Origin of the sequence: Thioalkalivibrio sp. ALE22 (assembly GCF_000381445.1) — a bacterium.
GTDB lineage: Bacteria > Pseudomonadota > Gammaproteobacteria > Ectothiorhodospirales > Ectothiorhodospiraceae > Thioalkalivibrio.
Window position 1 is genome coordinate 26,314 of sequence record NZ_KB906506.1, and the last position, 24,363, is coordinate 50,676.

At 67.1% G+C, this 24,363-nt stretch carries 22 protein-coding genes and 1 tRNA gene; 8 read left to right on the forward strand and 15 right to left on the reverse strand.

All coding sequences use genetic code 11. The annotated features are described in order from the left end of the window. Positions 1 to 153 precede the first annotated feature (153 nt). From F793_RS0108850 to F793_RS0108865, 4 genes are all read right to left on the reverse strand, one after another. Entirely contained in the window at positions 154 to 1,122 is a 969-nt protein-coding gene (locus tag F793_RS0108850; protein WP_018867286.1) for a PstS family phosphate ABC transporter substrate-binding protein, read from the reverse strand. A 301-nt stretch (positions 1,123 to 1,423) separates the two neighbouring features. Then, the gene (gene phoR, locus F793_RS0108855) at positions 1,424 to 2,767 is read right to left on the reverse strand and encodes a phosphate regulon sensor histidine kinase PhoR (RefSeq protein ID WP_018882394.1); all 1,344 of its coding nucleotides are present in this window, start codon (positions 2,765 to 2,767) and stop codon (positions 1,424 to 1,426) included. A 15-nt stretch (positions 2,768 to 2,782) separates the two neighbouring features. Then, positions 2,783 to 3,472 carry a phosphate regulon transcriptional regulator PhoB gene (gene phoB / locus F793_RS0108860; RefSeq protein ID WP_018867288.1) on the reverse strand — a complete coding sequence of 230 codons (690 nt, stop codon included), beginning with the start codon at positions 3,470 to 3,472 and terminating at the stop codon, positions 2,783 to 2,785. A gap of 132 nt (positions 3,473 to 3,604) precedes the next feature. Continuing rightward, positions 3,605 to 4,384, reverse strand: coding sequence for a 3',5'-cyclic-nucleotide phosphodiesterase (locus F793_RS0108865; RefSeq protein WP_018882393.1), 780 nt, complete (start codon positions 4,382 to 4,384; stop codon positions 3,605 to 3,607). Positions 4,385 to 4,932: 548 nt separating this feature from the next. Between F793_RS0108865 and F793_RS0108870 the strand changes: the two genes are divergently transcribed. After that, positions 4,933 to 5,008 (forward strand) — tRNA-Ala (locus F793_RS0108870). Positions 5,009 to 5,058: 50 nt separating this feature from the next. Here the strand turns inward: F793_RS0108870 and F793_RS0108875 are convergent. From F793_RS0108875 to F793_RS0108915, 9 genes are all read right to left on the reverse strand, one after another. After that, positions 5,059 to 7,524 (reverse strand): EAL domain-containing protein, encoded by a 2,466-nt coding sequence (locus tag F793_RS0108875; protein ID WP_018882392.1) that lies wholly within the window; start codon positions 7,522 to 7,524, stop codon positions 5,059 to 5,061. Between the two features lie 130 nt (positions 7,525 to 7,654). Beyond that, the gene (gene cynS / locus F793_RS0108880) at positions 7,655 to 8,101 is read right to left on the reverse strand and encodes a cyanase (RefSeq protein WP_018867291.1); all 447 of its coding nucleotides are present in this window, start codon (positions 8,099 to 8,101) and stop codon (positions 7,655 to 7,657) included. A gap of 33 nt (positions 8,102 to 8,134) precedes the next feature. Further along, positions 8,135 to 9,046: an ABC transporter ATP-binding protein gene (locus F793_RS0108885; protein WP_018867292.1), complete on the reverse strand. Its 912-nt coding sequence runs from the start codon at positions 9,044 to 9,046 to the stop codon at positions 8,135 to 8,137. 29 nt (positions 9,047 to 9,075) lie between these two features. After that, positions 9,076 to 9,924 carry a nitrate ABC transporter permease gene (gene ntrB / locus F793_RS0108890; RefSeq protein ID WP_018878959.1) on the reverse strand — a complete coding sequence of 283 codons (849 nt, stop codon included), beginning with the start codon at positions 9,922 to 9,924 and terminating at the stop codon, positions 9,076 to 9,078. Between the two features lie 3 nt (positions 9,925 to 9,927). Next, a complete protein-coding gene (locus tag F793_RS0108895) occupies positions 9,928 to 11,382 on the reverse strand; it encodes an ABC transporter substrate-binding protein (protein ID WP_018877848.1) in 1,455 nt (484 codons plus the stop codon). A gap of 186 nt (positions 11,383 to 11,568) precedes the next feature. Then, positions 11,569 to 13,188: a sigma-54-dependent Fis family transcriptional regulator gene (locus tag F793_RS0108900; protein WP_018881180.1), complete on the reverse strand. Its 1,620-nt coding sequence runs from the start codon at positions 13,186 to 13,188 to the stop codon at positions 11,569 to 11,571. Between the two features lie 199 nt (positions 13,189 to 13,387). Then, positions 13,388 to 14,227 (reverse strand): ABC transporter permease, encoded by an 840-nt coding sequence (locus tag F793_RS0108905; protein ID WP_018867296.1) that lies wholly within the window; start codon positions 14,225 to 14,227, stop codon positions 13,388 to 13,390. Further along, a complete protein-coding gene (locus F793_RS0108910) occupies positions 14,224 to 15,507 on the reverse strand; it encodes an ABC transporter substrate-binding protein (RefSeq protein ID WP_018882391.1) in 1,284 nt (427 codons plus the stop codon). The genes F793_RS0108905 and F793_RS0108910 overlap by 4 nt, the downstream gene beginning before the upstream one ends. Before the next feature lie 43 nt (positions 15,508 to 15,550). Then, on the reverse strand, positions 15,551 to 16,411 hold the full coding sequence (locus F793_RS0108915) for an ABC transporter ATP-binding protein (RefSeq protein WP_018867298.1): 861 nt from the start codon (positions 16,409 to 16,411) through the stop codon (positions 15,551 to 15,553). 414 nt (positions 16,412 to 16,825) lie between these two features. Here F793_RS0108915 and F793_RS0108920 point away from each other — a divergent pair, with 414 nt between their 5' ends. Genes F793_RS0108920 through F793_RS0108935 form a run of 4 tightly spaced genes read left to right on the forward strand, consistent with a single transcriptional unit; the run spans position 16,826 to position 20,416 of the window. Then, on the forward strand, positions 16,826 to 17,374 hold the full coding sequence (locus F793_RS0108920) for an OsmC family protein (RefSeq protein WP_018867299.1): 549 nt from the start codon (positions 16,826 to 16,828) through the stop codon (positions 17,372 to 17,374). Positions 17,375 to 17,408: 34 nt separating this feature from the next. Beyond that, a complete protein-coding gene (locus F793_RS0108925; RefSeq protein ID WP_018882390.1) occupies positions 17,409 to 18,548 on the forward strand; it encodes an acyl-CoA dehydrogenase family protein in 1,140 nt (379 codons plus the stop codon). Positions 18,549 to 18,602: 54 nt separating this feature from the next. After that, the gene (locus F793_RS0108930) at positions 18,603 to 18,986 is read left to right on the forward strand and encodes a DUF302 domain-containing protein (RefSeq protein WP_026280874.1); all 384 of its coding nucleotides are present in this window, start codon (positions 18,603 to 18,605) and stop codon (positions 18,984 to 18,986) included. Further along, complete coding sequence (locus F793_RS0108935; protein ID WP_018882388.1) at positions 18,983 to 20,416, forward strand: FAD-dependent oxidoreductase; 1,434 nt, start codon at positions 18,983 to 18,985, stop codon at positions 20,414 to 20,416. The genes F793_RS0108930 and F793_RS0108935 overlap by 4 nt, the downstream gene beginning before the upstream one ends. A gap of 37 nt (positions 20,417 to 20,453) precedes the next feature. Here F793_RS0108935 and F793_RS14085 read toward each other — a convergent pair whose 3' ends face one another. Together F793_RS14085 and F793_RS0108945 are read right to left on the reverse strand one after the other, a co-directional pair. Then, positions 20,454 to 20,618, reverse strand: coding sequence for a hypothetical protein (locus F793_RS14085; RefSeq protein ID WP_012983248.1), 165 nt, complete (start codon positions 20,616 to 20,618; stop codon positions 20,454 to 20,456). A gap of 3 nt (positions 20,619 to 20,621) precedes the next feature. Then, positions 20,622 to 21,668, reverse strand: a complete 1,047-nt coding sequence (locus tag F793_RS0108945) for a folate-binding protein YgfZ (protein WP_018878965.1) — start codon at positions 21,666 to 21,668, stop codon at positions 20,622 to 20,624. Between the two features lie 188 nt (positions 21,669 to 21,856). Here F793_RS0108945 and sdhC point away from each other — a divergent pair, with 188 nt between their 5' ends. The 3 genes from sdhC to sdhA are packed head-to-tail and all read left to right on the forward strand — an operon-like array spanning position 21,857 to position 24,358. Beyond that, on the forward strand, positions 21,857 to 22,237 hold the full coding sequence (sdhC, locus tag F793_RS0108950) for a succinate dehydrogenase, cytochrome b556 subunit (protein ID WP_018867304.1): 381 nt from the start codon (positions 21,857 to 21,859) through the stop codon (positions 22,235 to 22,237). After that, positions 22,234 to 22,572: a succinate dehydrogenase, hydrophobic membrane anchor protein gene (gene sdhD, locus F793_RS0108955; protein WP_018867305.1), complete on the forward strand. Its 339-nt coding sequence runs from the start codon at positions 22,234 to 22,236 to the stop codon at positions 22,570 to 22,572. The genes sdhC and sdhD overlap by 4 nt, the downstream gene beginning before the upstream one ends. A gap of 10 nt (positions 22,573 to 22,582) precedes the next feature. Beyond that, the gene (sdhA, locus tag F793_RS0108960; RefSeq protein ID WP_018877839.1) at positions 22,583 to 24,358 is read left to right on the forward strand and encodes a succinate dehydrogenase flavoprotein subunit; all 1,776 of its coding nucleotides are present in this window, start codon (positions 22,583 to 22,585) and stop codon (positions 24,356 to 24,358) included. Positions 24,359 to 24,363 lie beyond the last annotated feature (5 nt).

Genomic DNA, 24,363 nt, shown 5'->3' on the forward strand with positions numbered 1-24,363 from the left:
GTGACAGCCGTTTGAACGCCAATGGGAAGGCTTGGCGGCACAAAAAAAGGCCCGGACGGAGTCCGGGCCTTGTGCGGTCTCGGCCGCGGCCGATGATCGCGGTGGGAGCGGCCTTGGGGGTGAAGCCCCGCCGGCAGACTCCTGTGGCAGTGTTTACTCGAGGCCGAGGGCTTCGCGCTGGCGCTGGGCGACGGTCTCGGGCAGCGGCACGAAGCCGTCACGCACGACCACTTCCTGGCCTTCCTTGGACAGCACCATCTTCAGGAACTCGGCCTGGCGCGGGGCGAGACCGTCTTCCGGGTGCTTGTTGACCGCGACGTACAGGAAGCGGGACAGCGGGTAGTCGCCAGACGCGGCGTTCTCGGCGGTCGGCTCGAAGTATTCGCCTTCGTTCTCGCCCAGGGCAACGGTGCGCACGCCGGAGGTCAGGTAGCCGATGCCGGAGTAGCCGATGCCGTTCAGGGACTCGGCGACCCCCTGGACCACGGAGGCGGAACCGGGCTGCTCGTTCACGGCGTTCTTGAAGTCGCCGTCACACAGGGCGTGCTGACGGAAGTAGCCGTAGGTACCGGAGACCGCGTTACGACCGTAGATGGTGATGTCGCGGTTGGCCCAGGAGCCTTCCAGACCCAGCTGGCCCCAGCGGGTGATGTCCTCGGCACCGCCGCAGCGGCGAGTCGAGGAGAACACCGCATCCACGTCGGCGATGGACATGCCCTCGATCGGGTTGTCACGGTTGACGTAGACCGCGATGGAGTCGATGGCGACCGGCACCAGGGTCATCTCGTAGCCGTGACGCTCTTCGAACGCGGCCTGCTCGCTGTCGCGCGGCTGGCGGGACATCGGGCCGAAGTCTGCGGTGCCTTCGGTCAGGGCGGGCGGGGCGGTGGAGGTGCCGGCGCCCTGGATCTGGATGTTGACGTTCGGGTAGAAGTCCTGAAACTCCTCGGCCCACAGCGCCATCAGGTTGTTCAGGGTGTCCGAGCCTTCGCTGGACAGGTTACCGGAGATCCCGCTGACAGCCTGATAGGCCGGCAGGTTGGGGTCGACATCGGCCATCGCCGGGGTAATGGCGAGGGCGGCAGCCGCGGCGGCGGCGAGAATCGTGCGCTTGAACAGCATGGGTGTACTCCCTGGTGCTTGCTTTGAGGTTTGTTCGGAGCCGATCGGTCGGTCCTTGATGCGGGATTATCGGGAGGCTTGCTTGCAGTTGCGTGACGGCCACATGACAGCGGTGTGACATGTGGCGGACGGCGCGGCTGCGCAGCGATCCGGGACAGGGGTTCGGCCAGACCCGGGCTATGCCCGGCAGATTGCTTCGCTGCGCACGCAATGACGGGTCGCTGTATCGCTCATTGCGAGGAGCGCAGCGACGCGGCAATCGGTCCGGATGGCCCGGGACCGGGAACCTTGTGGATGCTCGTCAGGCCCCCGCCGGGTCTTCCTGGCTGGATCGGTCGGCGGCTTCGGCGTGGCGAATGCGGCTCAGGGGGAACAGGCAGGTGAAGCGGCTGCCCTGGCCGACCTGGCTCTCGATCGCGAGGTGGCCGTCGTGGCGGGCAAGGACGTGCTTGACGATGGCAAGCCCCAGTCCGGTGCCGCCGCGGGACTGAGTGCGTCCGGCGTCGACCCGGTAGAAGCGTTCGGTCAGCCGACCGAGGTGATGGCTGGCGATGCCGGGGCCGGTGTCGTCGACGATCAGGCGCGCACCGTCAGGATCGGCTCGCCATTTCAGCGTGATTGTGGTCCCGCCGGGGGTGTACTTGACCGCATTGAACATCAGGTTCGCGCAGGCGGAACGCAGCTCGTCCGAATTCCCCCGGAATTCCAGCGTGGGGTCGGCGTCAAGGACGATCCGATGGGCCTCCGTGCTCGACAGCAGCCGTGCCTCCTCGGTCAGTTTCTGCAGCATCGGTAGCGGGTTGAACCAGTCCTGCGGGCCGGTGGTTTCGCCGGTTTCCAGGCGCGAGAGCAGTAGCAGGTCGTCCACCAGCAGCTTCATGCGTTCCGACTGTTCGCGCAGCATCTGCACCGAGCGGGTCAGTTCGGGCTGGTCCTCCAGCGCGTCTTCCAGTGTCTCGGTAACGCCGTAGAGCACGGTCAGCGGCGTGCGCAGCTCGTGCGAGACATTCGCGATGAAGTCGCGGCGCATTACCTCCAGCCGGTGCAGATGGGTGGTGTCGCGCGCCAGAAGCAGGTACTGCGCATCGCCGTAGGGGAGCATGCGCATCTCCAGTTGGCGCTCGTCATCCAGCGGCGACGGCACGGTGACCCGCGCCAGCGACTCGCGGGCGCGTTCCATGAAGGTGAGGAATTCCGGGTGGCGCAGCAGGTGGGTGATGCGCTGGCCCTCATCACGCGGCCACTCGAGCCCGAGCAGCTGGCAGGCCATGTCGTTGATCCACTCGATGCGCAGGTCGTCGTTGAGGACCACGACCGCGTCGGGCATCGCGCGGGCCGAGTCGCGGTAGCGTTCCAGGAGCTGGCGCAGCCGATGCACCCGATTCTCGTGGCGTTTGCGGCGGCGGTAGAGCTGATCGAAGATCACGCCCCAGAGCCCACGCACATCGGGGGGCTCGGCGCGCCCGCCACGGCGCAGCCAGGTCTCCAGCCACAGCAGGTTGGCGATATTCCAGGCCAGGGCCGCGCCCAGCAGGAAGGCCACCGTGGGCCAGAACTGGCCGGTTGCCCAGCCAAGCGCCAGGATCGGCAGCGCGATCAGCAGGCTGGTAATGAGGATGTCGGGCCAGGTCTTGCGGGGCTGCACGGGGACCGCCGAAGGTCAGGGGTGTTGCGAGAAACGGTACCCCGAACCGCGCACGGTCTGCACCAGGTGATCATGGCCGGTGTCGGCCAGCGCCTTGCGCAGGCGGCGGATGTGTACGTCTACCGTGCGTTCCTCGACGTACACGTTGGTGCCCCAGACCTTGTCCAGAAGCTGTTCGCGGCTGAACACGCGGTCCTGGTGGGTCATGAAGAAGTGCAGAAGGTTGTATTCCGTGGGGCCCATGCTGATGGGTTCGCCATTGCCGGTGATGCGGTGCGAGACCGGATCCAGGCGCAGGCCCTCGATCTCGACCGGTTCCTCGCTGGTAGTGGGCGAGGTGCGTCGCAGCACCGCCTTCATTCGCGCGACCAGCTCGCGCGGCGAGAACGGCTTGGTCACGTAGTCGTCGGCGCCGACATCCAGGCCGCGCACGCGGTCTTCCTCTTCGCCGCGCGCGGTCAGCATGATCAGCGGGATGTCCTTGGTGACCGGGCTTGCCTTCAGGGTGCGTGCCCAGTCGATGCCGCTGATGTCGGGCAGCATCCAGTCCAGCAGGATCAGGTCCGGCGGGTCCTCCAGCAGCAGGGACTTGGCGCTGCGCACGTCGCCGGCCTCGCGCACCTCGTAGCCCGCCTTCTGGAACGGCAGCTGCAGCATTTCGCGAATGGCGGTGTCATCCTCCACCAGCAGAATTCGAGTGGCCATGGCCCCGTCTCGTGATTGCCTGGTCGGCATTAGATAACAGCCATGTTACAGACATGTGAACCTGCGGATCGTGAATGGTCCCGAAGGTGCAGGTTTGGAGGCCCGTTGGCCTGCGCGCTGGCGGCCACGCCTTCAGGTGCCGAGTACGAAGCGCTCGTCGCCGTGCAGGAAGATCATGCCGTCGTGGTGAGGGGAGCGGGCCAGTTGCTGGCGGATCGCCTGCTCATGGCCGGGCTTGAGGTGGGTGATGGCGATCCGCGGGCGGTGTTCCAGCATGGCCAGATCCTCGCCCAGATGCTGCGGGGTGTAGTGCTTGGCCAGGTCGGCCATGCCCTCCATCTCGTCCGGGAGACCGGTCTCGATCATCAGCAGGTCGAGGTTGGGCAGGGCGTTGAGCGCCGGCCAGAGCTGGTGCGAGGAGGTGGTGTCGCCGCTGAAGGCGAAGGCCGCGCCGTCGTGATTGGTGACGCTGTAGCCAACCGCGGGAACGGTGTGACGCGCCGGCAGCACGCAAATCTCGCGCTGGTCCACCGCGATGGTCTGCCCCGGCTGCACGGTCTCCAGCCGGATCAGGGGCTGGTCGGGCCGGGGCAGTCGGGTGAAGTCCGGCCAGATCACCCAGTTGAACACGTGGTCGCACAGGGCCTTCAGCGTGGCGGGCAGTCCATGCACATGAATGGGTGCGGCATCCGGGCCGTAGACCATGTCGGCCAGCATCGGGAGGAAGGCGATGTGGTCCAGATGCGAGTGGGTCAGGAACACGTGGCGAATGCGGCGGAGTTCGTCCAGGCTCAGGTCCCCGACGCCGCTGCCGGCATCGATCAGGACATCGTCATCGATAAGGATCGACGTGGTGCGCCGGCCCGGGCCGATCCCGCCACTGGCGCCCAGGATGCGAACGGTCAAGCTCATGCGGCGTAGTATATCCAGCCGGCGGCGGGCCGTCCCGCGGCTGGATTGGGGGAGTGCGAGCCGACGCCGGACACCCCTAGGGAAACACGGATCCATGTACACGCTCGCGCTCGAGTCGCTTTTGCGTGCGAACAAGGCGCGGTGACTGCGGTGCAGTCATTCTGCACAAGGGAGCCGCAACGCCGTGCGCGCGCCCGTTTTTGATCACAACGGGCGGCCGAGCCCCTTCGGGGTTGGCACCCCAGGTTCCCCGATCCTGCGTTGCGGCCCGCATCCATCAAAAACGGGCCGGTAGAACCTCTACCGGCTGCGCACCGCGCCTTGTCTCGGAAAACCTGGGGTGCCAACGCGAGCGTGTACATGGATCCGTGTTTCCCTGGGTGCTGGATGTGGCTGACGGACATGCCTCAATGCTAGACCCAGTCCAGCCCCGGCTTCCGTGACGTGTCGCTCGAAAAGGCGATTTCGCGGGCGATATGCGCAGACGAAAGTTGCACCGACGGGTCTTCCCGCCACCCGGTGGAGTTGCTAGAATGCGCGTCCTGTTTGGGGCGGTAGCTCAGCTGGGAGAGCGTCGCGTTCGCAATGCGAAGGTCGGGAGTTCGATCCTCCTCCGCTCCACCAAACACCTGAAAAAGGCCTGCCTCGTGCAGGCCTTTTTCTTTTTGGGCGGGTTATGGGCCCGCGTGGCGCCGGGGCAATGTTCGTCTGCGCGGTGCGGTCCGGCGGGCGAAGTGCTCGGGCGCGTGCTGGCGCACGAGTGCGGCGAGGGCATCGGCCGGCAGGGGGCGGCTGCACAGGTAGCCCTGCCAGGCATCGCAGCCCTGGGTGGCGAGAAAGCCGAGTTGCGCGGCGTTTTCCACCCCCTCGGCGAGAACATCCAGCCCGAGGTTGTGCGCCATGCCGATGATGGTGACGGCCAGCTCGGCGTCGCTGCGATCCTCGGGCAGGTCGCGCACAAAGGTCTGGTCGATCTTCAGGATGTCGATGGCGAATTCCTTCAGGTAGGCCAGCGACGAATAGCCCGTGCCGAAATCGTCGATGGCCAGTGCCACGCCCAGTTGCTTGAGCTGTTGCAGGGTGCCGCGGGTCGTCTCGGCCTGTTCCATCAGCGTGCTTTCGGTCAGCTCGAGGGTCAGGCGTCGGGCCGGGAGACCGGTTTCCTGCAGGACCTGTCGGACCTGGTGAAGCAGGCCCGGTGCGGCGACCTGGCGGGCCGACAGGTTGACCGAGATCTCCAGCGGCGGCAGTCCGGCCCGGTCCCAGTCAACGACCTGACGACAGGCCTCGCGCAGGACGAACGCGCCGACATCCACAATGAGCCCGGTCTCCTCCGCCAGCGGGATGAACACGTCCGGCGTGACCAGGCCGTGTTCCGGATCGCGCCAGCGCACCAGGGCCTCGATGCCGGTGATCACGCCGGACGTCACCTGGACCTGGGGCTGGTAGAACACCTCCAGTTCGCCCTGCGCCAGCGCGCGGCGCAGGCGGTTCTCGATCTCCAGGCGCTGGCTGGCCGCATCGGTGAGGGCGGTGCGGTAGAAGCGGAAGGTATTGCGTCCCGCGTCCTTGGCCTCGTACATCGCGGCGTCGGCCTGGGTGATCAGTTCGCCGGCCTCGGTGGCGTCGTCGGGATACAGGGCGATGCCAATGCTTGCGCCCACCTGGAGGTCGCTCCAGCCCCCGACGGCGAAGGGTTCCGCGATCAGCGCCAGCAACTGGCGGGCGCGCGCCTCGAGTTCCCGGTGATCGGCCGCGTCTTCGATGATCACAACGAACTCGTCGCCGCCGATGCGCGCGATGGTGCGCGCTTCGAAACGCGTCTTCAGGCGCTCGCCGAGGATTTGCAGCAGGTCATCGCCGACCCGGTGACCCAGGCTGTCGTTGACGGTCTTGAAGCGGTCGAGATCGACGAACAGGATGGCCAGGCATCCGTTCGCCTCGCGGGCCTGCTGCATGGCATCGTGCAGGCACTCCTGCAGCAGCGTGCGGTTGGGCAGGCCGGTGAGCGGATCGTGTCCGGCCTGGTAGGCCAGTTCCGCCTCGTGCGTGCGCAGGCGCGCTTCGGCCGCCCGGCGCTGCTCGACCTCCAGCGACAGCCGGGTGGTGAGACGCCGGTAATAAAGTGCGGCGAGGCCGCTCAGCAGCAACAGGCCCGCCAGGAACCCCAGCAGGACCTCGGGTCGGGCCTCCCAGTAGGCGCGCAGGTCGACCACCACCGGACGGTCGTAGGGCGGACGGCCGAGTTCTTCCAGCAGGGTGTGAACCGAGGCATAGGACAACGGCGCCGACCAGCCGTGGTAGCCGCCGGCGCGCACCGCGGGATGGTCGGACGGCAGGCTCAGCAGGGCGATGCTCACCGCCTCCGCCAGCGGATCCGGCGTGTGTTCCAGGCGCGAGAAGGGCCATTCCGGATACAGGCGGGTGGAGTGGGCGAACGGGAACTCCGCGGTCTCCCGGGGTTCCAGGACGCGCAGTGCCCTCGGGGCGAGGGTGCCGGCCCGGAGCTGGCCCTCCAGTACGCCGGTGCGCACGATGCCGGCATCGGCGTCTCCGGCGAGCAGCCCCTCGATCACGCGGTGGTGTGGCATGCCGGTGAATTCAAGGGCGGCGAGATCGTCCTGTGGCTCCACGCCCGCGTTACGCAGCGCCTCGTGGCCCGCCAGCCAGCCGCCCAGCGAGTCCGCGTCCACGGCGAGCAGTCGCTGGCCTCTCAGGTCGTCCAGGGACTGAAGATCCGCGCGGTCGTCACGCACCAGGATGGTCCCGCCGAACTGGCGGATAGGCTGGCCCTGTTCCTCGGCGATCAGGGTGGCCAGGCGGGTAATGCCCTGTCCGGCCTCCAGGCGTACGTAATGTCCGGTGTTGGTCAGGACGAAATCGATGTCGCGCGCGGCGACGGCCCGATCCAGCTCCGGGTAGTTCAGGGCCTGGATACGGAATTCGGCCGAGTCGATCTGCGCGCTCAGGTAGTCGGCGGTGGGCTGCCACTGGGCAGCGGTCTGGCCGGCGTCGAGGAAGGCCAGCACGCCAATGGTGTACACCTCGGCACCGTCATGATCTCCGGCCATCGCCGGCGCGGCGCAGGACAGCGCGGACAGCAGGATCAGCAGACGGACGAGGGGGGACCGGAGGCGCATCGGCAAGAGCCTACTATGAGAAGGGACTTGCCGTACACGCTCCCGGCTGGAGGGCCGTACTTGACCGGCCTGTGGATGAGGGGCGGTCACGCGGCAAGCAAGGTCGCCGCCGCGTGACCGGAGGGGTGGACTACCAGCTCTTGTAGGGCAGGAACTTGCCGTTCCAGGTGATTTTGACGCGGTCGCCCTTGGGGTCCTCGACCTTGTCGATGTCCATGGTGAAGTCGATCGCGCTCATGATGCCGTCGCCGAACTTCTCGTGGATCAGGGCCTTCATGGTGTCGCCGTAGACGTTGATGGCCTCGTAGAAGCGGTAGAGCACCGGGTCGGTCGGGATGGTCTTGTCCCAGTCCTTGTGCGGGAAGACCTGCAGGGCCTGGGCGACCTCCGGGCCAAGCCCCAGGAAAGTGGCCAGTTTGTCGGCCTGGTCGCTCTCCAGGTGATTCATGCCGTAGCAGGCGGAGGTCACATAGACCTCGTGCAACCCGGTGGCCTCGGCGATCGCGGCCCAGGTGGTGCCGCGGTTCTCTTTCGCCTCGAGGATGGTGGTGGTCATGGCGCTCTTGCTGAGACTCATCGTGTGCTCCTTGAAAGGGATAGAGGGAAGGGTTCAGACCGCGCGGACCATGCGCGGGCCGGGTTCGGGATCGGCCTCGGGCCGGGCCGGGTTGACGATGCGCGGACGGTGGCGCGGATTTTCGCCGCGGGCGGCCGCCTCCTGCGCCTTCGCGGACATCGCCTTGGCGCCGTCCACCAGGAAGTCCACCAGGTGGTTGCGGATCGGGTAGTAGGCCTCCTCCTGATGCAGGGTGGCCCGTTTCCGCGGGCGCGGGATGTCGATCTTGACCGACTCGGCCACCTGGGCATGCGGACCGTTGGTCATCAGCAGCACGCGGTCGGCCAGCAGGATCGCCTCGTCCACGTCGTGGGTGATCATGAACACGGTCTGGTGGGTCTCCGACCAGATCTTCAGCAGCTCTTCCTGGATGACGCCGCGGGTCAGGGCGTCCAGGGCCCCGAACGGCTCGTCCATCAGCAGCAGCTTGGGTTCAATGGCAAAGGCGCGGGCGATGCCGACGCGCTGGCGCATGCCCCCGGAGAGCTGAGCGGGCTTGCGGTCCATCGCATGATCCAGGCCCACCATGTGCAGATACTTCTCCGCGTGTTCGCGGCGCTTGGCCTTGCTCCAGTGCGGCCAGCGGGCGCGCACCGCGAACATCACGTTGTCGCGGGCCGACAGCCAGGGCAGCAGGCTGTGGTTCTGGAAGATCACGCCCTGGTCGAGGCTCGGGCCCTTGATCTCCTTGTTGTCCATGATCACGTTGCCGTCGGTGGGGGTGGCCAGGCCGGCGAGCACGTTGAGGATGGTGGACTTGCCGCAGCCGGAGTGACCGATCAGGCAGACGAATTCGCCCTTTTCGATGTCCAGGTCGACCCCCTCGAACACCGTCATCAGGTCGTTCGAGTCGGGCTGCGGGAAACGCTGGCTCAGGTTCTCGATTTCGAGGAATCCCTTGCTCATGGTTGTACTCCTGGTTGGGCTTCGCCGACTCAGTCGGCGTAGCGCACGAGTTTGGTGGCCTGGGCGAGGGAGGCATCCAGCAGGAAGCCGACAATGCCGATCATGATGATCGCGAAGATCACGCTGGCGAGATCGAGGTTGTTCCACTCGTTCCAGATGTAGTAGCCGATGCCGGTGCCGCCCACGAGCATCTCGGCGGCGACGATGACCAGCCAGGCAATCCCGATGGAGATGCGCATGCCGGTCAGGATGGTCGGGGCCGCGGCGGGCAGGATCACGGTGAATGCCGTGCGCACCTTGGACAGCTCATGGGTCTTGGCCACGTTCAGCCAGTCATTGCGCACCGAGGCGACGCCGTAGGCCGTGTTCACCAGCATCGGCCAGATCGAACAGATGAAGATCACGAAGATCGCCGAGATGTTCGAATCGCGGATCACGAACAGGGCGAGCGGCATCCAGGCCAGCGGCGAGATTGGCTTGAGGATCTGGATGTAGGGATCGAACGCCTTGTTCAGCAGCGGCGACATGCCGATCACGAAGCCGAGCGGGATGGCGATCAGCGCGGCCAGCGCAAAGCCCAGCAGGACGCGGTAGATCGAGTAGGCCAGCTGGATGCCGATGCCCTTGTCGTTCGGCCCCGCGTCGTAGAACGGGTTGCTCAGTTCGCTGAATGCATGGCTGAACACCTGTGTCGGGGCGGGGATGCCGCTGCTGGAACTGCGGTCCGTGCCAGCTCCCATCAGTTGTTCGTATTCGCTCAGCTCGCCCTGCTGGGGCGCGAGGACCTCCGGGGCGGTGGCGAGTTGCCACACACCCAGGAAGACCACGAGCATTACCAGCGAGAGGACGGTCGCCCGGAAGTTGAGATTGCTCAACATGGCTTAGCTCCTGCGGATTTCGAAGCTGTCGAGATAGCCTTCCGGGTCGGTGTAGTCGAACACCTTGCCCATGATCTCGAAGTTCTTGTACGTGTCGCTGGGGGCCTCGTAGCCCAGCTCGGTCATCACCTCGGCACATTCGCTGGCCAGGAAGACGTCTTCGGCCAGGCGGTTGTAGTCGAAGTCTCGATCCACGTACCCCCAGCGCTTCATCTGCGTGAGGATCCAGGTTGCCATCGAGTGCCAGGGGAAGGGGTCGAAGTCGATCCGGTGCGGGTCGTTCTGCACGTTGCCCAGGCCGTCGGCGTAGCGACCGGTGAGCACCTGCTCCACCACCGACTGCGGCTGGTTGAGGTAGGCGCGCGGGGAGATGGCCTCGGCGATCTCGGCGCGGTTGTTGATGTCCGAGCTGTACTGCGTGGCCTCGATCAGCGAGCGGAACAGGGCCCCGAACGTGTTGGGATGCTCGTCGGCCCAGGCCGCGGAGCAGGCGAAGGCGCAGCACGGGTGTCCGTCCCAGATATCCTTGGTCAGCATGTGAATGAAGCCGATGCCGTCCCAGACCGCGCGCTGGTTGAAGGGGTCGGGGGCCAGGTAGCCGTCGACGTTCTCGGCGCGCAGGTTGGCCACCATCTCCGGCGGCGGGACGACGCGGATGCTGATATCGCGATCCGGGTCCAGCCCGTGCTCGGCGACCAGGTAGCGCAGCAGGAAGTTGTGCATGGAGTACTCGAAGGGCACGGCGAAGGTGAAGCCCTTCCAGTCCTTCGGGTCACGCTTGTCCTTGTGCTTGTTGTGCAGGGTGATGGCCTGGCCGTTGATGTTCTCGACCGCCGGCATGATGTAGTGCTCGCGCGAGGAGCCCGAGCCCAGCGTCATGGACAGCGGCATCGGCGAGAGCATGTGCGAGGCGTCGTATTCACCCGACAGCGACATGTCGCGGGCGACGGCCCAGCCGGCGGTCTTGATCACGTCCACGTCGAGGCCGTGGCGCTCGTAGAAGCCCATCGGGTGGGCCATGATGATGGGGGTGGCGCAGGTGATCGGCACGAAGCCGACGCGCAGCTTGGTCTTCTCCAGCGGCCCGCCGTCCTTGATCGCGGCCTTCACCTTGTCGAGCGGCAGTATGGAACCCAGAGCCGCGGCCAAGGTGCCGCCGCCCAGCATCTGCAGGAAGCGGCGACGGTTGATCTCGTTGTGGCCGAACATGCCGCGGACGATGGCGCTTTCCACGGCGCGGTCGATCATGCCCTCGTCGCTCAGGTCCTCGCCAGTCTGGTGGGCGTCGGCCTGCACGGGGTCATGGGTGGCGCGGTGCTCCAGTTTTTCTTCCAGGTCCGGGGACGCGGTGTCGAAGCAACTGCAGCTCCCGGGGCCGGTATGGCCGTGGCGGCAGCTGGAGCCATGGCGCAGGTCGGCATTGGCGTCAAAGGGATCGTGAAGACTCTTGGTCGGCATGGTCGGCTCTCCTCGTGGCTCGAATCGATGCGGGCATCGTTGCCGCGCATGTCGAGAGTCTTTGCAGGTGCCATGCCAACGGGTGGAAACGGTTGCACCGGGGCCCCCACAGTGCCACGGCCGGCCGACACTTTGACGTCATTTCGGGCAATGCGGACGAATCGTCCCTTGGCGCCGGGGGCGGCGCTAAGTCGTTTCGATTCCGAGCTTTTTCAGGCGGTAGCGCAGCTGGCGCGGGGTCAGCCCGAGTTCCAGGGCGGCGCGGGTCTTGTTCCCGCGCGCCCGCTCGATCGCCCGCGCCAGGCGCTCTGCCTCGGAGGCGTGCACACGCTGGTAGGGGCGCACCGCGCTGGTGCAGTCTGCGCCGTAAGGGGGCGCCGGCGCGGGCTCGGCGTGCGAGCCCAGGGGTTCACGCTCGAACGGACTGATGCGGGACTCTTCGTGGAGGATCTCGTCAATCAGCGGTGTGCCGATGCGGCCGTCGGTGGACAGCAGCACGGCCCGCTCGAGTACGTTCTCCAGTTGCCGGATATTGCCCGGCCAGTCGAAGGCCTCCAGGCGCTCCAGGACGCCGTCATCCACGACCACGTTCCAGCCGTGCAGGTGGGTGTAGCGGTCGAGGAAATGACGGGTGAGCAGACGGATGTCGCTGGCGCGGTCGCGCAGCGCCGGCATGTGCAGCGGGATCACGTTCAGGCGGTAGAACAGGTCGAGCCGGAACTCCCCGGCATTCACCGCGGCCTGCAGGTTCTGGTGGGTCGCGGCGATGATGCGCACGTCCACCGGGATATCGCGCGAACCGCCGATCGGCTGGACCACGCGCTCCTGCAGCACGCGCAGGATCTTCGATTGCAATGCCTCCGGCATGTCGCCGATCTCGTCCAGGAACAGCGTGCCGCCGTCGGCCAGGGCGATCTTGCCGGTCTTGGCGCTGGAGGCACCGGTGAAGGCGCCCTTTTCGTGGCCGAACAGTTCGGATTCCAGCAGATCGGCCGGGATCGCGGCGCAGTTGATGGAGATGAACGGTTTGGCGCTGCGCTGGCTGATCCGGTGGATCATGCGCGCGATCTTCTCCTTCCCGGTGCCGGAGGCCCCGGTGACGAGGACGGTGGCCTGGGTGTCCGCGATGCGGTGGACCTGCTTCAGGACATGGCGCAGGGCCGGGCTCTCGCCGAGGATGCCGTACTGCCCGCCCTGGGTGTCCAGTGCGCTCTTCAGGTAGCGATTCTCGGACACCAGTTCGGCGGTGCGTTCGGCGATGAGCTGGTGAATGCGCAGGACCTGACCGATCATGCTGGCGACGACCCGCAGCAGGTTCAGGTCGTCCTGGAACTGGCGCGAACGGCGGCGCAGGCGATGCACCCCGAGGACGCCGATGGCGTGTTCGTCCTGCACGATGGGGACGGCGATATAGGCGACGGTCTCCTGCGGCAGGGTGGAGCGGTCGATGGCGCGCGCGAGATATTCGGGCTCGTTGTCGATATCCTGGATCAGGGCGATCTGGCCGGTCTTCATCACGCGCCCGGTGACGCCTTCGCCCAGGCTGTAGCTGCCGCGGTCGCGCTCGGCGTCGGTCAGACCGTAGGCGTGGCGGATGCGCAGCTGTCCGCTGTTCGGGTCCGGCAGCAGGACGCGGCCGCGGTTGAGGCCCAGCAGCTGCGACATCATCCCGAGGATGCGGTAGATCGCGGCGTCCGGGTCGCCGGAGCGTCCCATGAGTTTGGCGACCTCCAGAAGCAGGGTGATCTCCTGCTCCCGCGTGGCGAGGTCGGGCGGGGTCGAATCGGATGCGTGTTGCGAGGCCATGGGTGGGGATATGCAGAAACCCTGCCAGTGCGCTCAAGGCGGTTTGTACAGGTCTGGCGCAGCAGCGGCGCGGTCCGTTTTGGTACTGGTGCCTCGTGATGGGGCGGGGCGGCGCACCGTTGGCTTGCACGCGCCTTGCCGGGTGAGGGAAAGAGGCCCGGCCGGGGTGGCCGGGCCCATGGGGTCCCGCTTGTGGGGATTATCCCTCGGCGTGGTAGCTGCTGCGCTTGATCAGGCGCACGCAGATGGCGTCCAGCATGTAGCCGATGATGCCGATCACCAGCACAAAGGCGGCCAGTTTGTCGTACTCCAGGGTGTCGCGGGCATCGTTGATCGCGTAGCCCAGCCCCGAGGTGACGCCGAGGTATTCCGCCGGGACCAGCACGATCCAGGCGACCCCCACGGCCAGGCGGATCCCGGCAAACACATCCTGCGCGATCGCGGGCATCACGATGTAGCGCAGGGTGTGGTACGGGTTGGCCCCCAGGTTGTTGCCCACCTTAAGCCACATCGGGTCGATGCGCTGTACCCCGTGCGCGGTGGCATAGGTGATGGGCCAGACGGCGGCAATGGCGATCAGGAAGATGATGGCCGCGTCCCAGGTGGCGAAGGCCAGCACCGCGATCGGCATCCAGGCCAGCGGCGAGATCATGCGCAGGAACTGGAACGGCACATGGGTGACCTGCTTCAGGGTCAGGAAGTAGCCGATCATTACCCCCAGCGGGACGCCGATGGCGATCGCATAGGCCAGACCCCAGCCCACGCGGTACAGGCTGGACTCGATCGGCTTCCAGACGTTGCCGGAGACGACAAGGTCCCAGAACGCCGCCAGCGTCGGCCCGGGGGCGAAGCTGGCAAAGGCCATCGTGTCCTCGTTGTTGGCGATGGCCCAGCCGCCCCAGTACCACAGGGCGAACAGGCCGGCGATCCCCAGTGCCGGGTATTGCAGTGCCCGGCGGGCGCGGTCGGCGAACCGCAGAAGCGGCATCAGCCGCTCCACGGTTGTGGGGTCGACGGAGAGCGTGGCTTCGCGGTTCATAGGACCACCACCTCCTCGCGGGCGAACGGCGAATCCATGTCCACACCCGGGGCACCCTGCCACGCGGTGTGGGTCTCCATCGCCTTGCGCACGAAGTCGTAGTTCACCAGGTCATCCTTCACGAAGTCCGGGTCCAGGCCTTCAAGGAAGGTGGTGTCGCCACCGACCAGGGTCTCGTTCATCGCGCCCACCAGCATTTTCGTCGCGGACGGATACGGCCAGGGCGAGAAGTCGATGCGGCCGTTCTCCCATTCGGGGTGACGGATCGCGCCGCTGTCGGCGTAGGTGCTGTCGTCGTGGTAGTTCGTCATCGCGCGTTCCACCACGTTGGCGGGCATAGGCAGGTAGCCCTTGCCGTCACGCGAGAGCATTGTGGCGATGCTCTTCTTGTCCTCCTGGATGGTGCCCTGGGCGCGGACCACGGCATTCATGACCTTCTGCGTCCACTCCGGCTCGCGGTCGGTCAGGCGCTCATTCATGCAGACCACGCAGCAGGGATGGTTCTTCCAGATGTCGCCGGTAAAGCGCAGCACGTTGCCGCGGGCCAGCAATTCGCCGGCCGCGTTGAACGGCTCGGCGACGATGTAGGCATCGATGGAGCGCGCGGCGAGGGCCGGCGGCATGTCCGGCGGCGGCATGATCATCAGATTGACCTCGTGCGCCTCCAGCGCCGAGCCCTGGTCGCGGATCACCGGCGTCAGGCCGGCGTCGCGCAGGGCCATCTGCATGACCACGTTGTGCATCGAATACCAGTAGGGGACGGCCACGCTCTTGCCGCCCAGGTCGGAGAACGACTGCACGTCGACGTGGCGCCCGGTGACCACGGCAGAGCCGTTGGTGTGGGCCCAGGACATGATCTTGACCGGAAAGTCGTTCTGGTAGCGCATCCACAGCGGGATCGGCTTGAGTAGATGCACCAGGTTGAAACGGTTGGCGGCGAAGGACTCGATCAGCGGCGACCAGCCGCGGATCAGGGTCGGGTCGGCGACCTCCAGGCCTTCGTCCTCGAAATAGCCCTCGGAGTGGGCGACCAGCAGCGCGGCGGCATCGGTGATCGGGATGTAACCGATACGCACGACGCCGTCGAAGTCACTGACGACGCCCTCGGGGTCCTCCAGGCTGCCCGGTTCGGCACCGAACAGCGAGCCGGGCAGGGCCAGCCCGGTGCCGGCAAGGCCGCCGACGGCGGCGGTGCGCAGGAAGTTGCGACGGGAAAAGCTGCGGTCCAGCAGGCTGTCCAGCTCGCGGTCGATGTCATGGTGATTGTCGCAGTTGCACATGGTGGTGGTTCCTCGGTCAGGGTCGGGCAGTGGCGGCGGTGGATCAGGCAGCGCGTACGCGTGCCCGGGATTCGGATGTGGTCGGTTCGGTCGCCTGGCTTTCGTCTTCCGTGTCAGGCGAAGCGGTCTCGGACTCGGCGGCTTCCGGAGCGGTGCTGGGGCTTCGAGTGGCTCCGAAGTAGCCCATCAGTTCGGCCTTGCGGTCGACGAAGGCCTGGCTGTTGCGGTCGCGGGGGTGGTCGATTTCGATGCTCAGCTCGGCGGTGATCGTGCCGGGGTTGGAGCCCATGACCAGCACGCGGTCGGCCATGGCCACGGCCTCCTCGATGTCGTGGGTGACGAACACCACGGAGATGCCGCGCTCGCGGGCCAGGCGGGTGACCTCGTCCTGCAGGGCGACCCGGGTGAAGGCATCCAGAGCCGAGAACGGTTCATCGAGCAGCAGCAACTCGGGGTCGGTGGCCAGGCTGCGCGCCAGGGCGACACGCTGTTGCTGGCCGCCGGAGAGCGACTGCACGTTGACCTCGGCCTTGTCGGTCAGGCCGACGGTCTCCAGCAGTTGGTCGATGCGCTCGCGCATGTCGCGCTTGCGGCCCTGGAAGATCAGGCCCAGCGAGGCGTTCTTGCGCACGGTCATCCAGGGGTAGAGCGAGGGCTTCTGAAACATCATGTTCCAGCGCGGACTCGGCTTGATCACCTGGTGGCCGTTGATGCGCACGCAGCCATCGCTGGGCATCAGCAACCCCGCGAGCATGTGCAGCAGGGTGGACTTGCCGCAGCCACTCTGGCCGATCAGGGCCACGGTCTCGCCCGGCGCGATGTTGACCTGGATGTCCTTCAGCGTGGGGGCTTCCTGCCCGGGATAGTGATGGGTGATGTAGTCGATGGAGATGGCGGCGCCCATGGCGTGTCCCTCTTGATCCTTCGTTCATGAGCCGCCGGGCGGATCGCCTCGACGGCGCGTTCAGAAGGTTCCTTACAAGGGACGTGCCAAACCCGTCCTGATCCCCGGGATTTTCATCGTTGGCGGGTTCGAAACGGCGTGCTGACGCGAAATACCGGGAGGCAGGGTGGGTGCGCCGGCAAGCCGGGGCGATCCGGCGCGGGGCATGCGCAATGGACAATCCGGACAAAGCGGCCGATTCCGGGTGGACAAAGTGGACGAAATGGTCGTCGGGTGACGGGGCGATTCCGGAGCGACGTCCCGAAAACGGCCTTGTGGTGCGGTGTGCGCGATGTTGGCACGGCTTCTGCACCGGGATGGGCGACCCGGTCGAACGCCGGGGAACCACGAATCCCAACTGCGAGGAGTATCACCATGTCCGTAGCCGAAGCCACCACCTCCCTGACCGTCAACGGCCTGGAGCCGATCGACCAGGACGGCCTGAACGGCCTGGCCGCCAAGGGCAAGGCCAACCCCGAAAGCATCGTGACCCTGAAGGCCACCACGGTCTGCGAGGGCAAGTTCCGCAACCTGACCTACGTGCGCGATCTGGATGCCCACGTAATCGACGAGCCGCCGCACCTGCTCGGTGACGACACCGCGCCGAATCCCTCCGAGGCCGTTCTCGCCAGCCTGGGCGCCTGCCTGTCGGTGGGCATGCACGCCAACGCGATCGACCGCGGCATCACGCTGACCAAGCTCGAACTCACTCTGGAAGGGGATATCAACGTGACCGCCGTATGGGGCGTGGGCGACACCGACGTCAACAAGCACCTCGGTTTCTCCGACATCCGCGTGAAGGCGCACCTGGAAGGCGATGCCAGCGAGGAGCAGCTCAAGGACCTGGTGGCGCATGCCGACTTCTGGTCGCCGGTCGCCAACACCATGCGCAACCCGGTCAACGTCAGCGTCGAGCTGGCCTGAACCGGTTACTGGATCTTTACGGGAGTAAAACCCAATGCTCGAAACCCGCACTCAAGACGTGACGGGGGTGTCGCCGGCCGCAGGGCCGGCGGATGCCGACGCCGCGCTGCAGGCGCTGGTGGAACGCGACCTCGCGCCACTGACCGCCCGTATCGACCGCGAAGGCCTGTACCCCGAGGATTTTCTGCGCGAGGCTGGCCGCCTCGGCGCCTTCAACCGCCATCTTGCCAGCCAGAACGCCAGTGGCACCACCGACATTGCCAGCGCGATCCGCGCCACCGAGGTGATCTCGGCCGAATGCATGACCACCGGGTTCGTGGCCTGGTGCCAGAACGCCTGCGCCTGGTACGTGGAGAACAGCAGCTCGGACACACTCAAGCGCGAGGCGCTGCCGAAGCTGGCCAATGGCGAGGCGCTGGGCGCCACCGCGCTGTCCAACCCGATGAAATGGTTCGCCAACATCGAGGACCTGAAACTCTCCGCCGAACGCGTGGACGGGGGCTATGTGGTCTCCGGGTCGCTGCCCTGGGTGTCCAACCTGGGCGAGGATCACTACTTCGGCGCGATCTTCCGGACCACCGACGCGAACCCGCGCCCGGTGATGGCGCTGATCAACTGCGCCGACCCCGGCTTCAGCCTGACGGCCTGCCCCGAGTTCACGGCCCTGGAGGGGTCGCGCACCTTCGGTTGCCACTTCGACCGCGTATTCGTGCCCGATGCCCACGTGCTGGCCGACTCGCTCCCCGAGTACATCCGCCGGATCCGTCCGGGCTTCGTGCTGCTGCAGATGGGCATGGGGCTGGGGCTCATCGACGGCTGCCTGCGCACGATGCGCGAGGCCAACGAGACCCTGGCGCACGTAAACGGCTATCTCGACGACCAGGTCGGCGAACTGGAAGAGGCCCTGGAGGACGGGCGCGCGGCCTGTTATGCGCTGGCCGAGACGCCGTTCGACGAATCCGAGCGGTTCTTCGCGGACGTGCTGCAGATGCGCCTGACCGGGTCCGAGCTGTCCCTGCGCGCGTCGCAGTCGGCCCTGCTGCACTGCGGGGCGCGCGGATACAAGGCGGATGCGGCGGCCCAGCGCAAGCTGCGCGAGTCGTACTTTGTGGCCATCGTGACACCGGCCATCAAGCACCTGCGCAAGGAGCTTGCGCGCATCCACGCGCACTGAAACCACCACCCACGGTCGGGGCCCCCGGGCCCCGGGCCGAATCAAGGAATCGCCATGCTGGAAATTACTACCCGAATGGATCCCGAGGCGGCCGTCGACACCCTGAAGGCGGCGATCGATGCCCAGGGCCTGAAGCTGGTCTCGCATATCAATGGTCAGGCCAATGCCGCGAAGATTGGGGTCGAGGTGCCGACCGATCAGATCCTCGAGGTCTTTCACCCGAGCTACGCGGTGCGTGTCTGGGAGGCCTGCAAGCCTGCGGGCATCGACATCCCGTTGCGTATCCATGTGTCCGGTGATGGCGACATCCTGCGTATCAGCACGCGTTCCGCGCGGGAGGTGTTCGCGCCGTGGGCCAACCCCGACCTGGAGGCCATCGGATCCGAACTGGACCCGAAACTGCAGGCCATTCTCGACGCCGTGGAGGCCGCGCGATGAGTACCGAAACCGACGCATTCAAGCGCTATATCTGCAAGGTCTGCGGCTATATCTACGACGAGGCCAAGGGCGATCCGGATTCCGGCCTGGCGCCGGGGACCCGCTTCGAGGATATCCCCGACGACTGGTACTGCCCCGACTGCAACGTGACCAAGGCCGACTTCACCGCGCTGGAACCGCGCGCCGAAACGGCGGACGCGGGCGCCGCCGCGATGGCCTGGAGTGCCGGGAGCGGTATGGCCGACCCGGATGCGGTGGTGATCGTCGGTGGCGGCATGGCCGGCTGGGCCCTGGCCGAGGCCCTGCGCGAGCGGGATCCGCGGCGGACCATCCGCCTGCTGACGGCCGACTCGGGCGATTACTACACCAAGCCGCGGATCTCCAACGCCTTCGCGCACGGTACCACGGTCGAGGACCTGGTCGAAGAGACCGGATCGGCGCGGGCGGCGCGGCTCGGGATCGACCTGATGCCCTTCGTGCGGGTGCTGGATATTCACCGTGCGCAGCAGCGCCTTATCACAGCGCGCGGGGGTGTGCCGTACGGCCAGCTGGTGCTGGCCACTGGCGCCCGGCCGCGCAGGATGGCGTTCCCCGGCGGCGCCACGCCCCCCCTGGCCGTGAACACGCTGGAGGACTATCGGGCCCTGCGCGGGGCGCTGGAGGCCGGTGGCGGCGCGCCTGCCCATACCCGGGTGGCCATCATCGGGGCAGGTCTGGTGGGCTGCGAACTGGCGGACGACCTGGCGGCCGGTGGCCACCCCGTGCACCTCGTCGAATGTGCGTCGCAGCCGCTGGCCGGGCTGTTGCCCCGGTCGCTGGGCGATGACCTGCAGCAGGCACTCGCGAATCATGGCGTGCAGTGGCACACCGAGGCCACCGTCGAGCGCATCGAACCGGTAACGGATGCAACACGGCGCCTCGTGCTGGATGACGGAGCGACACTGGAGGCCGAGGTGGTGATCACCGCGCTGGGCCTGGAGCCCCAGCGCGACCTGGCGGAGCGCGTGGGCCTGTCCTGCGACCGCGGGATCGAGGTGGATGCGCTGTTGCGCACGACCGATCCGGCGATCTTCGCCCTGGGCGATGGCTGCGAGTTCGAGGGGCGGCTGCGCCCGTACGTGGAGTCCCTGCGTGGCCAGGCGGCGGCGCTGGCGCGGACCCTGTCGGGCGAGGCGACGGTCTACCGACCGGATGCCGGTGTCGTACAGGTCAAGACGGGGAGCCTGCCGTTGAATGTCTGCCCGCCGCCGGTGGATACCGGGGAATGGGTGGAGATCAGCGCCGATGGGGCCGGGCGCCACCTGGAATATCACGCCGACGGACGGCTCGCCGGCTTCGCCCTGTCGGGGCGGCACGCGCGGCGGGCGCGCGAACTGGAGACCTGCCTGGGCAAATCAGTGGCGGATCCCCGGGCGCGCCTGGCGTCGTGATGCGCTACCGGGCCGGCGTGGCCGGCCCGGAGCGGACTCATATGACCCCGTCGAGCCGCAGGTAGCCGATCAGGAACAGCACGGCCAGCACACCGGCCAGCACGTAGAGCCAGTTGGACAGCGTGGGGTTGTTGGGGCGGCTGAAGAAGGCCGCCCACAGCGCCAGCAGGATGAGGACGAAAAAGAAGAACAGGAAGCGCATGCGTCAGGCTCCTTCCGGGACGGCGTAGGGGAGATCGACCACCTCGGCCGTTGCGCCATCCGGGGCACCCCAGCGCAGCTCGCCTTCCGCGGCGGCCACCTGCACGACCGCAAGGGCGGAGTAGAGCCCGTCCGGGTGGAGTTCGGCCGCGACGATCTCGCCATCCGACTGCTCCGGCTTGCCGTCCGCGCGAAAGACCGGCGAGCCGGGTTGCGGCGGGGTCTGGGTATGGATGGCCAGGCGGAACATGCGCCGCTTGAGCTTGCCGAGGTAGTGCATGCGCGCCACCACCTCCTGCCCCGGGTAGCAGCCCTTCTCGAAACTGATCGCGCCGAGGGCGTGCAGGTTCAGCATCTGCGGGACGAACATCTCGGTGGTTTCCTCCACCACCGTCGGGACGCCGGCAAGGATGTCCAGCAGTGCCCAGTCACGCGGGCCCACCGGGGCCGCGTGGACGTTCAGGCTGTCCCAGGCGCGGCGCATGGCGTCGATCTCGCCGAACAGTTCGAAGCGCGGGTGCATTCCGGGTACCCGGACGACGGTCACGCCATTCTTCTCGACCACCTCTTCCGGCGCGCCGGGACACACGCCCAGAGCGTTGGTCAGCTCCTTCTCGGCATCCGGTCCGGAAAAGCCGAAGTGGATGCGGGAGTCCCCGGCGTGCTCGATGATCACGTTCGCGCGCAGCACGAACATCTGCAGGCGCTTGGCGACCGGCTCGATCCGGTCCGCCGGCATCTCGAGCAGGTAGCCGTCCGCCGTGCGCAGCACGCGGAACACGGCATAGGCCCGCCCCTTGGGGCTGGAGTAGCTGGAGAGCTGGCTGTGCTGCGCGTCCACCGCGTGGATGTCGTTGCCGAACTGCCCCTGCAGGAAGTCGGTGGCGTCGTCGCCGCGCACCTCCAGCAGACCGCGGTGGGAGAGGTCGCAGATCACCTCGCCGTTGACGGCCATGCGGCGCTCGCGCTCCGGGTTGCCGTAGTGCAGGAGGTCGTCCTCCTCGAACTCGGCGCCGGCGTCGATCAAGTGGTGTTTCCAGTCTTCGCGCATCGGGATTCTCCTGTGGCAGTGCTCGTCGCCGCGCGCCGCCGGACCGATTCGCCATCGGTGGCCGGGACGCCCGGGAAGGCAGCGCTGCACTGGATTGAGGTGGTAAGCTGAACCAAGCGGCTCGATAGTAGACGAACCTTTCACAGGGTGTCAGCCCTGGATTCTTTATCTTTGTTCAAGGGGGTGGCATGACTCGGCAGGGACGTCCCGTCTTTCTGGATTTGCGCAAGATCCGACTGCCGCTGAATGCCGTGGTCTCCATTCTGCACCGGATTACCGGCGTCTTCCTGATTCTGTCGATTCCCGTGCTGCTTTGGCTGCTGGACCGCTCCTTGGCCAGCCCCGCGGGCTTCGCACAGGTGATCGCGATCATCCACCATCCGCTCGGCCTGGCGGCGCTGGCGCTCGGGCTGTGGTGGCTGCTGCATCACCTGTTCGCCGGCATTCGCTACCTGCTGATGGAATTCGGTATCGGGGAGGATCGCGAGGGCTCGCTGCGCACGGCGCGTGATGCGCTGTACGCCGGCCTTCTGGCCACCGCGCTGGTTTGGCTGGGGCTGGTGCTGTGAAGCTGTTGAGCGGACAGCGCGCCTGGCTGCTGCAGCGCATCACGGCGGTCTATGTGGGCGTGTACGTAATTCTCGCCCTGGGGTTCTTCGTGCTGGCCGCGCCGGCGGACCATGCGGCCTGGCTGGCGGTGATGGGACACCCGGTGGTGGGGCTGCTGACAGCCGTGTTCGTGTTGCTGCTCTGGCTGCATGCGTGGATCGGCCTGCGCGACGTGGCGATGGACTACGTGCACGCCCCCGGTGCACGGCTTGTGGTGTTCGTGCTCGGTGGCGGCGGGTTGCTCCTGACGGGCCTGTGGGCGTTATTCATTCTGATTCGAGCGGGGCTTGCATGAAGGGACTGGCATGAACGTGGCACGGCGCAAATTCGACGCCCTGATCATCGGCGCCGGCGGCGCGGGCCTGCGCGCCGCGCTGCAGCTGTCCAACGGCGATGCCCAGGTCGCGGTGGTCTCCAAGGTGTTTCCCACGCGCTCGCACACGGTGGCCGCGCAGGGCGGGGTGAACGCCGCGCTGGCCAACGTGCTGCCGGACTCCTGGCACTGGCACATGTTCGACACCGTGAAGGGGTCGGACTACCTGGGCGATCAGGACGCAATCGAATACATGTGCCGCGCCGCGCCCAAGGTGGTCTACGAGCTGGACCACTTCGGCGTGCCGTTCTCGCGCCTGGACAACGGCAATATCTACCAGCGCGCATTCGGCGGGCAGAGCCAGAACTTCGGCCAGGACCAGGCGGCGCGCACCTGTGCGGCGGCTGACCGCACCGGGCACGCCATTCTGCACTCGCTGTACCAGCAGAACCTGCGCGCGCGTACGCACTTTTTCGACGAGTACTTCGCGGTGGACCTGCTGCGCGACGAGCAGGGCTTCGTGCTCGGGGTGCTGGCCTTCGAGATCCTGACCGGCGAGCCGATCGTGATCGAGGCGAAGACCACGCTGATCGCCACCGGCGGGGCGGGGCAGTTGTTCCGCACCACCACCAACGCCCTGATCAATACCGGCGACGGTATGGCGATGGCCCTGCGCGCCGGGGTGCCGCTGGAGGACATGGAGTTCGTGCAGTTCCACCCGACCGGGATCGCCGGGCGCGGCATGCTGATTACCGAGGGCGCGCGCGGCGAGGGCGGGTTCCTGATCAACTCCGAGGGCGAGCGCTTTATGGAGCGCTACGCCCCGCGGGCCAAGGACCTGGCCTCGCGCGACGTGGTCAGCCGCTCCATCGCCACCGAGGTGCGCGAGGGCCGCGGCTGCGGGCGCAACGCAGACCATGTGCTGCTGGATCTGCGCCATCTGGGCGCGGACACGATCATGCAGCGTCTGCCGGGCATCCGCGAGACGAGCATTACCTTCCTCGGGGTGGATCCGATCGAGGCGCCGATCCCGATCTTTCCGACCTGTCACTACAGCATGGGCGGGATCCCGACCAACCGCTTTGGCCAGGTGGTGGCGCCGGTCAAGGACACCCCGGAGGACCCGGTGCCGGGGCTGTACGCGGCCGGGGAGGCCGCCTGTGTCTCGGTTCATGGCGCCAACCGCTTGGGCGGTAACTCGCTGCTGGATATCCTGGTGTTCGGCCGCGCAGCGGCGAACCACATCCTCGAGTACCTGGCCGAGAACCGCTACCACCGCCCGCTGGACGAGACGGCCGTGGAGCAGGCGATGGCGCGACTGACGCGCTGGGATCGCAAGGACCCGGGCGACGGCTCCGCCGAGCAGGTCGAACCGCTCAAGCGCGAACTGCGCAAGGTGATGGAGGACCACTGCTCGGTATTCCGCAGCGACCAGGTGATGCGCGAGGGGGTGGAGAAGGTCCGCGCGCTGCGCGAGCGCCTGAACCATGCAGTGATCGCGGACCACTCGGCCACCTTCAACACCGCACGGGTGGAGGCGATGGAGCTGGAGAACCTGATGGACTGCGCGATCGCGACCATCCGCTCCGCGCTGGGGCGCGAGGAGAGCCGCGGGGCACATTCGCGCATCGACTTCCCCGAGCGCGACGACCAGCACTGGCTCAAGCACAGCCTGTACTCGCTGGCGGACGACAGCCTCGACTACAAGCCGGTGCGCACCCAGCCGAACACCGTGGCCTCGTTCCCGCCGAAGGAGCGCGTGTACTGATGGCC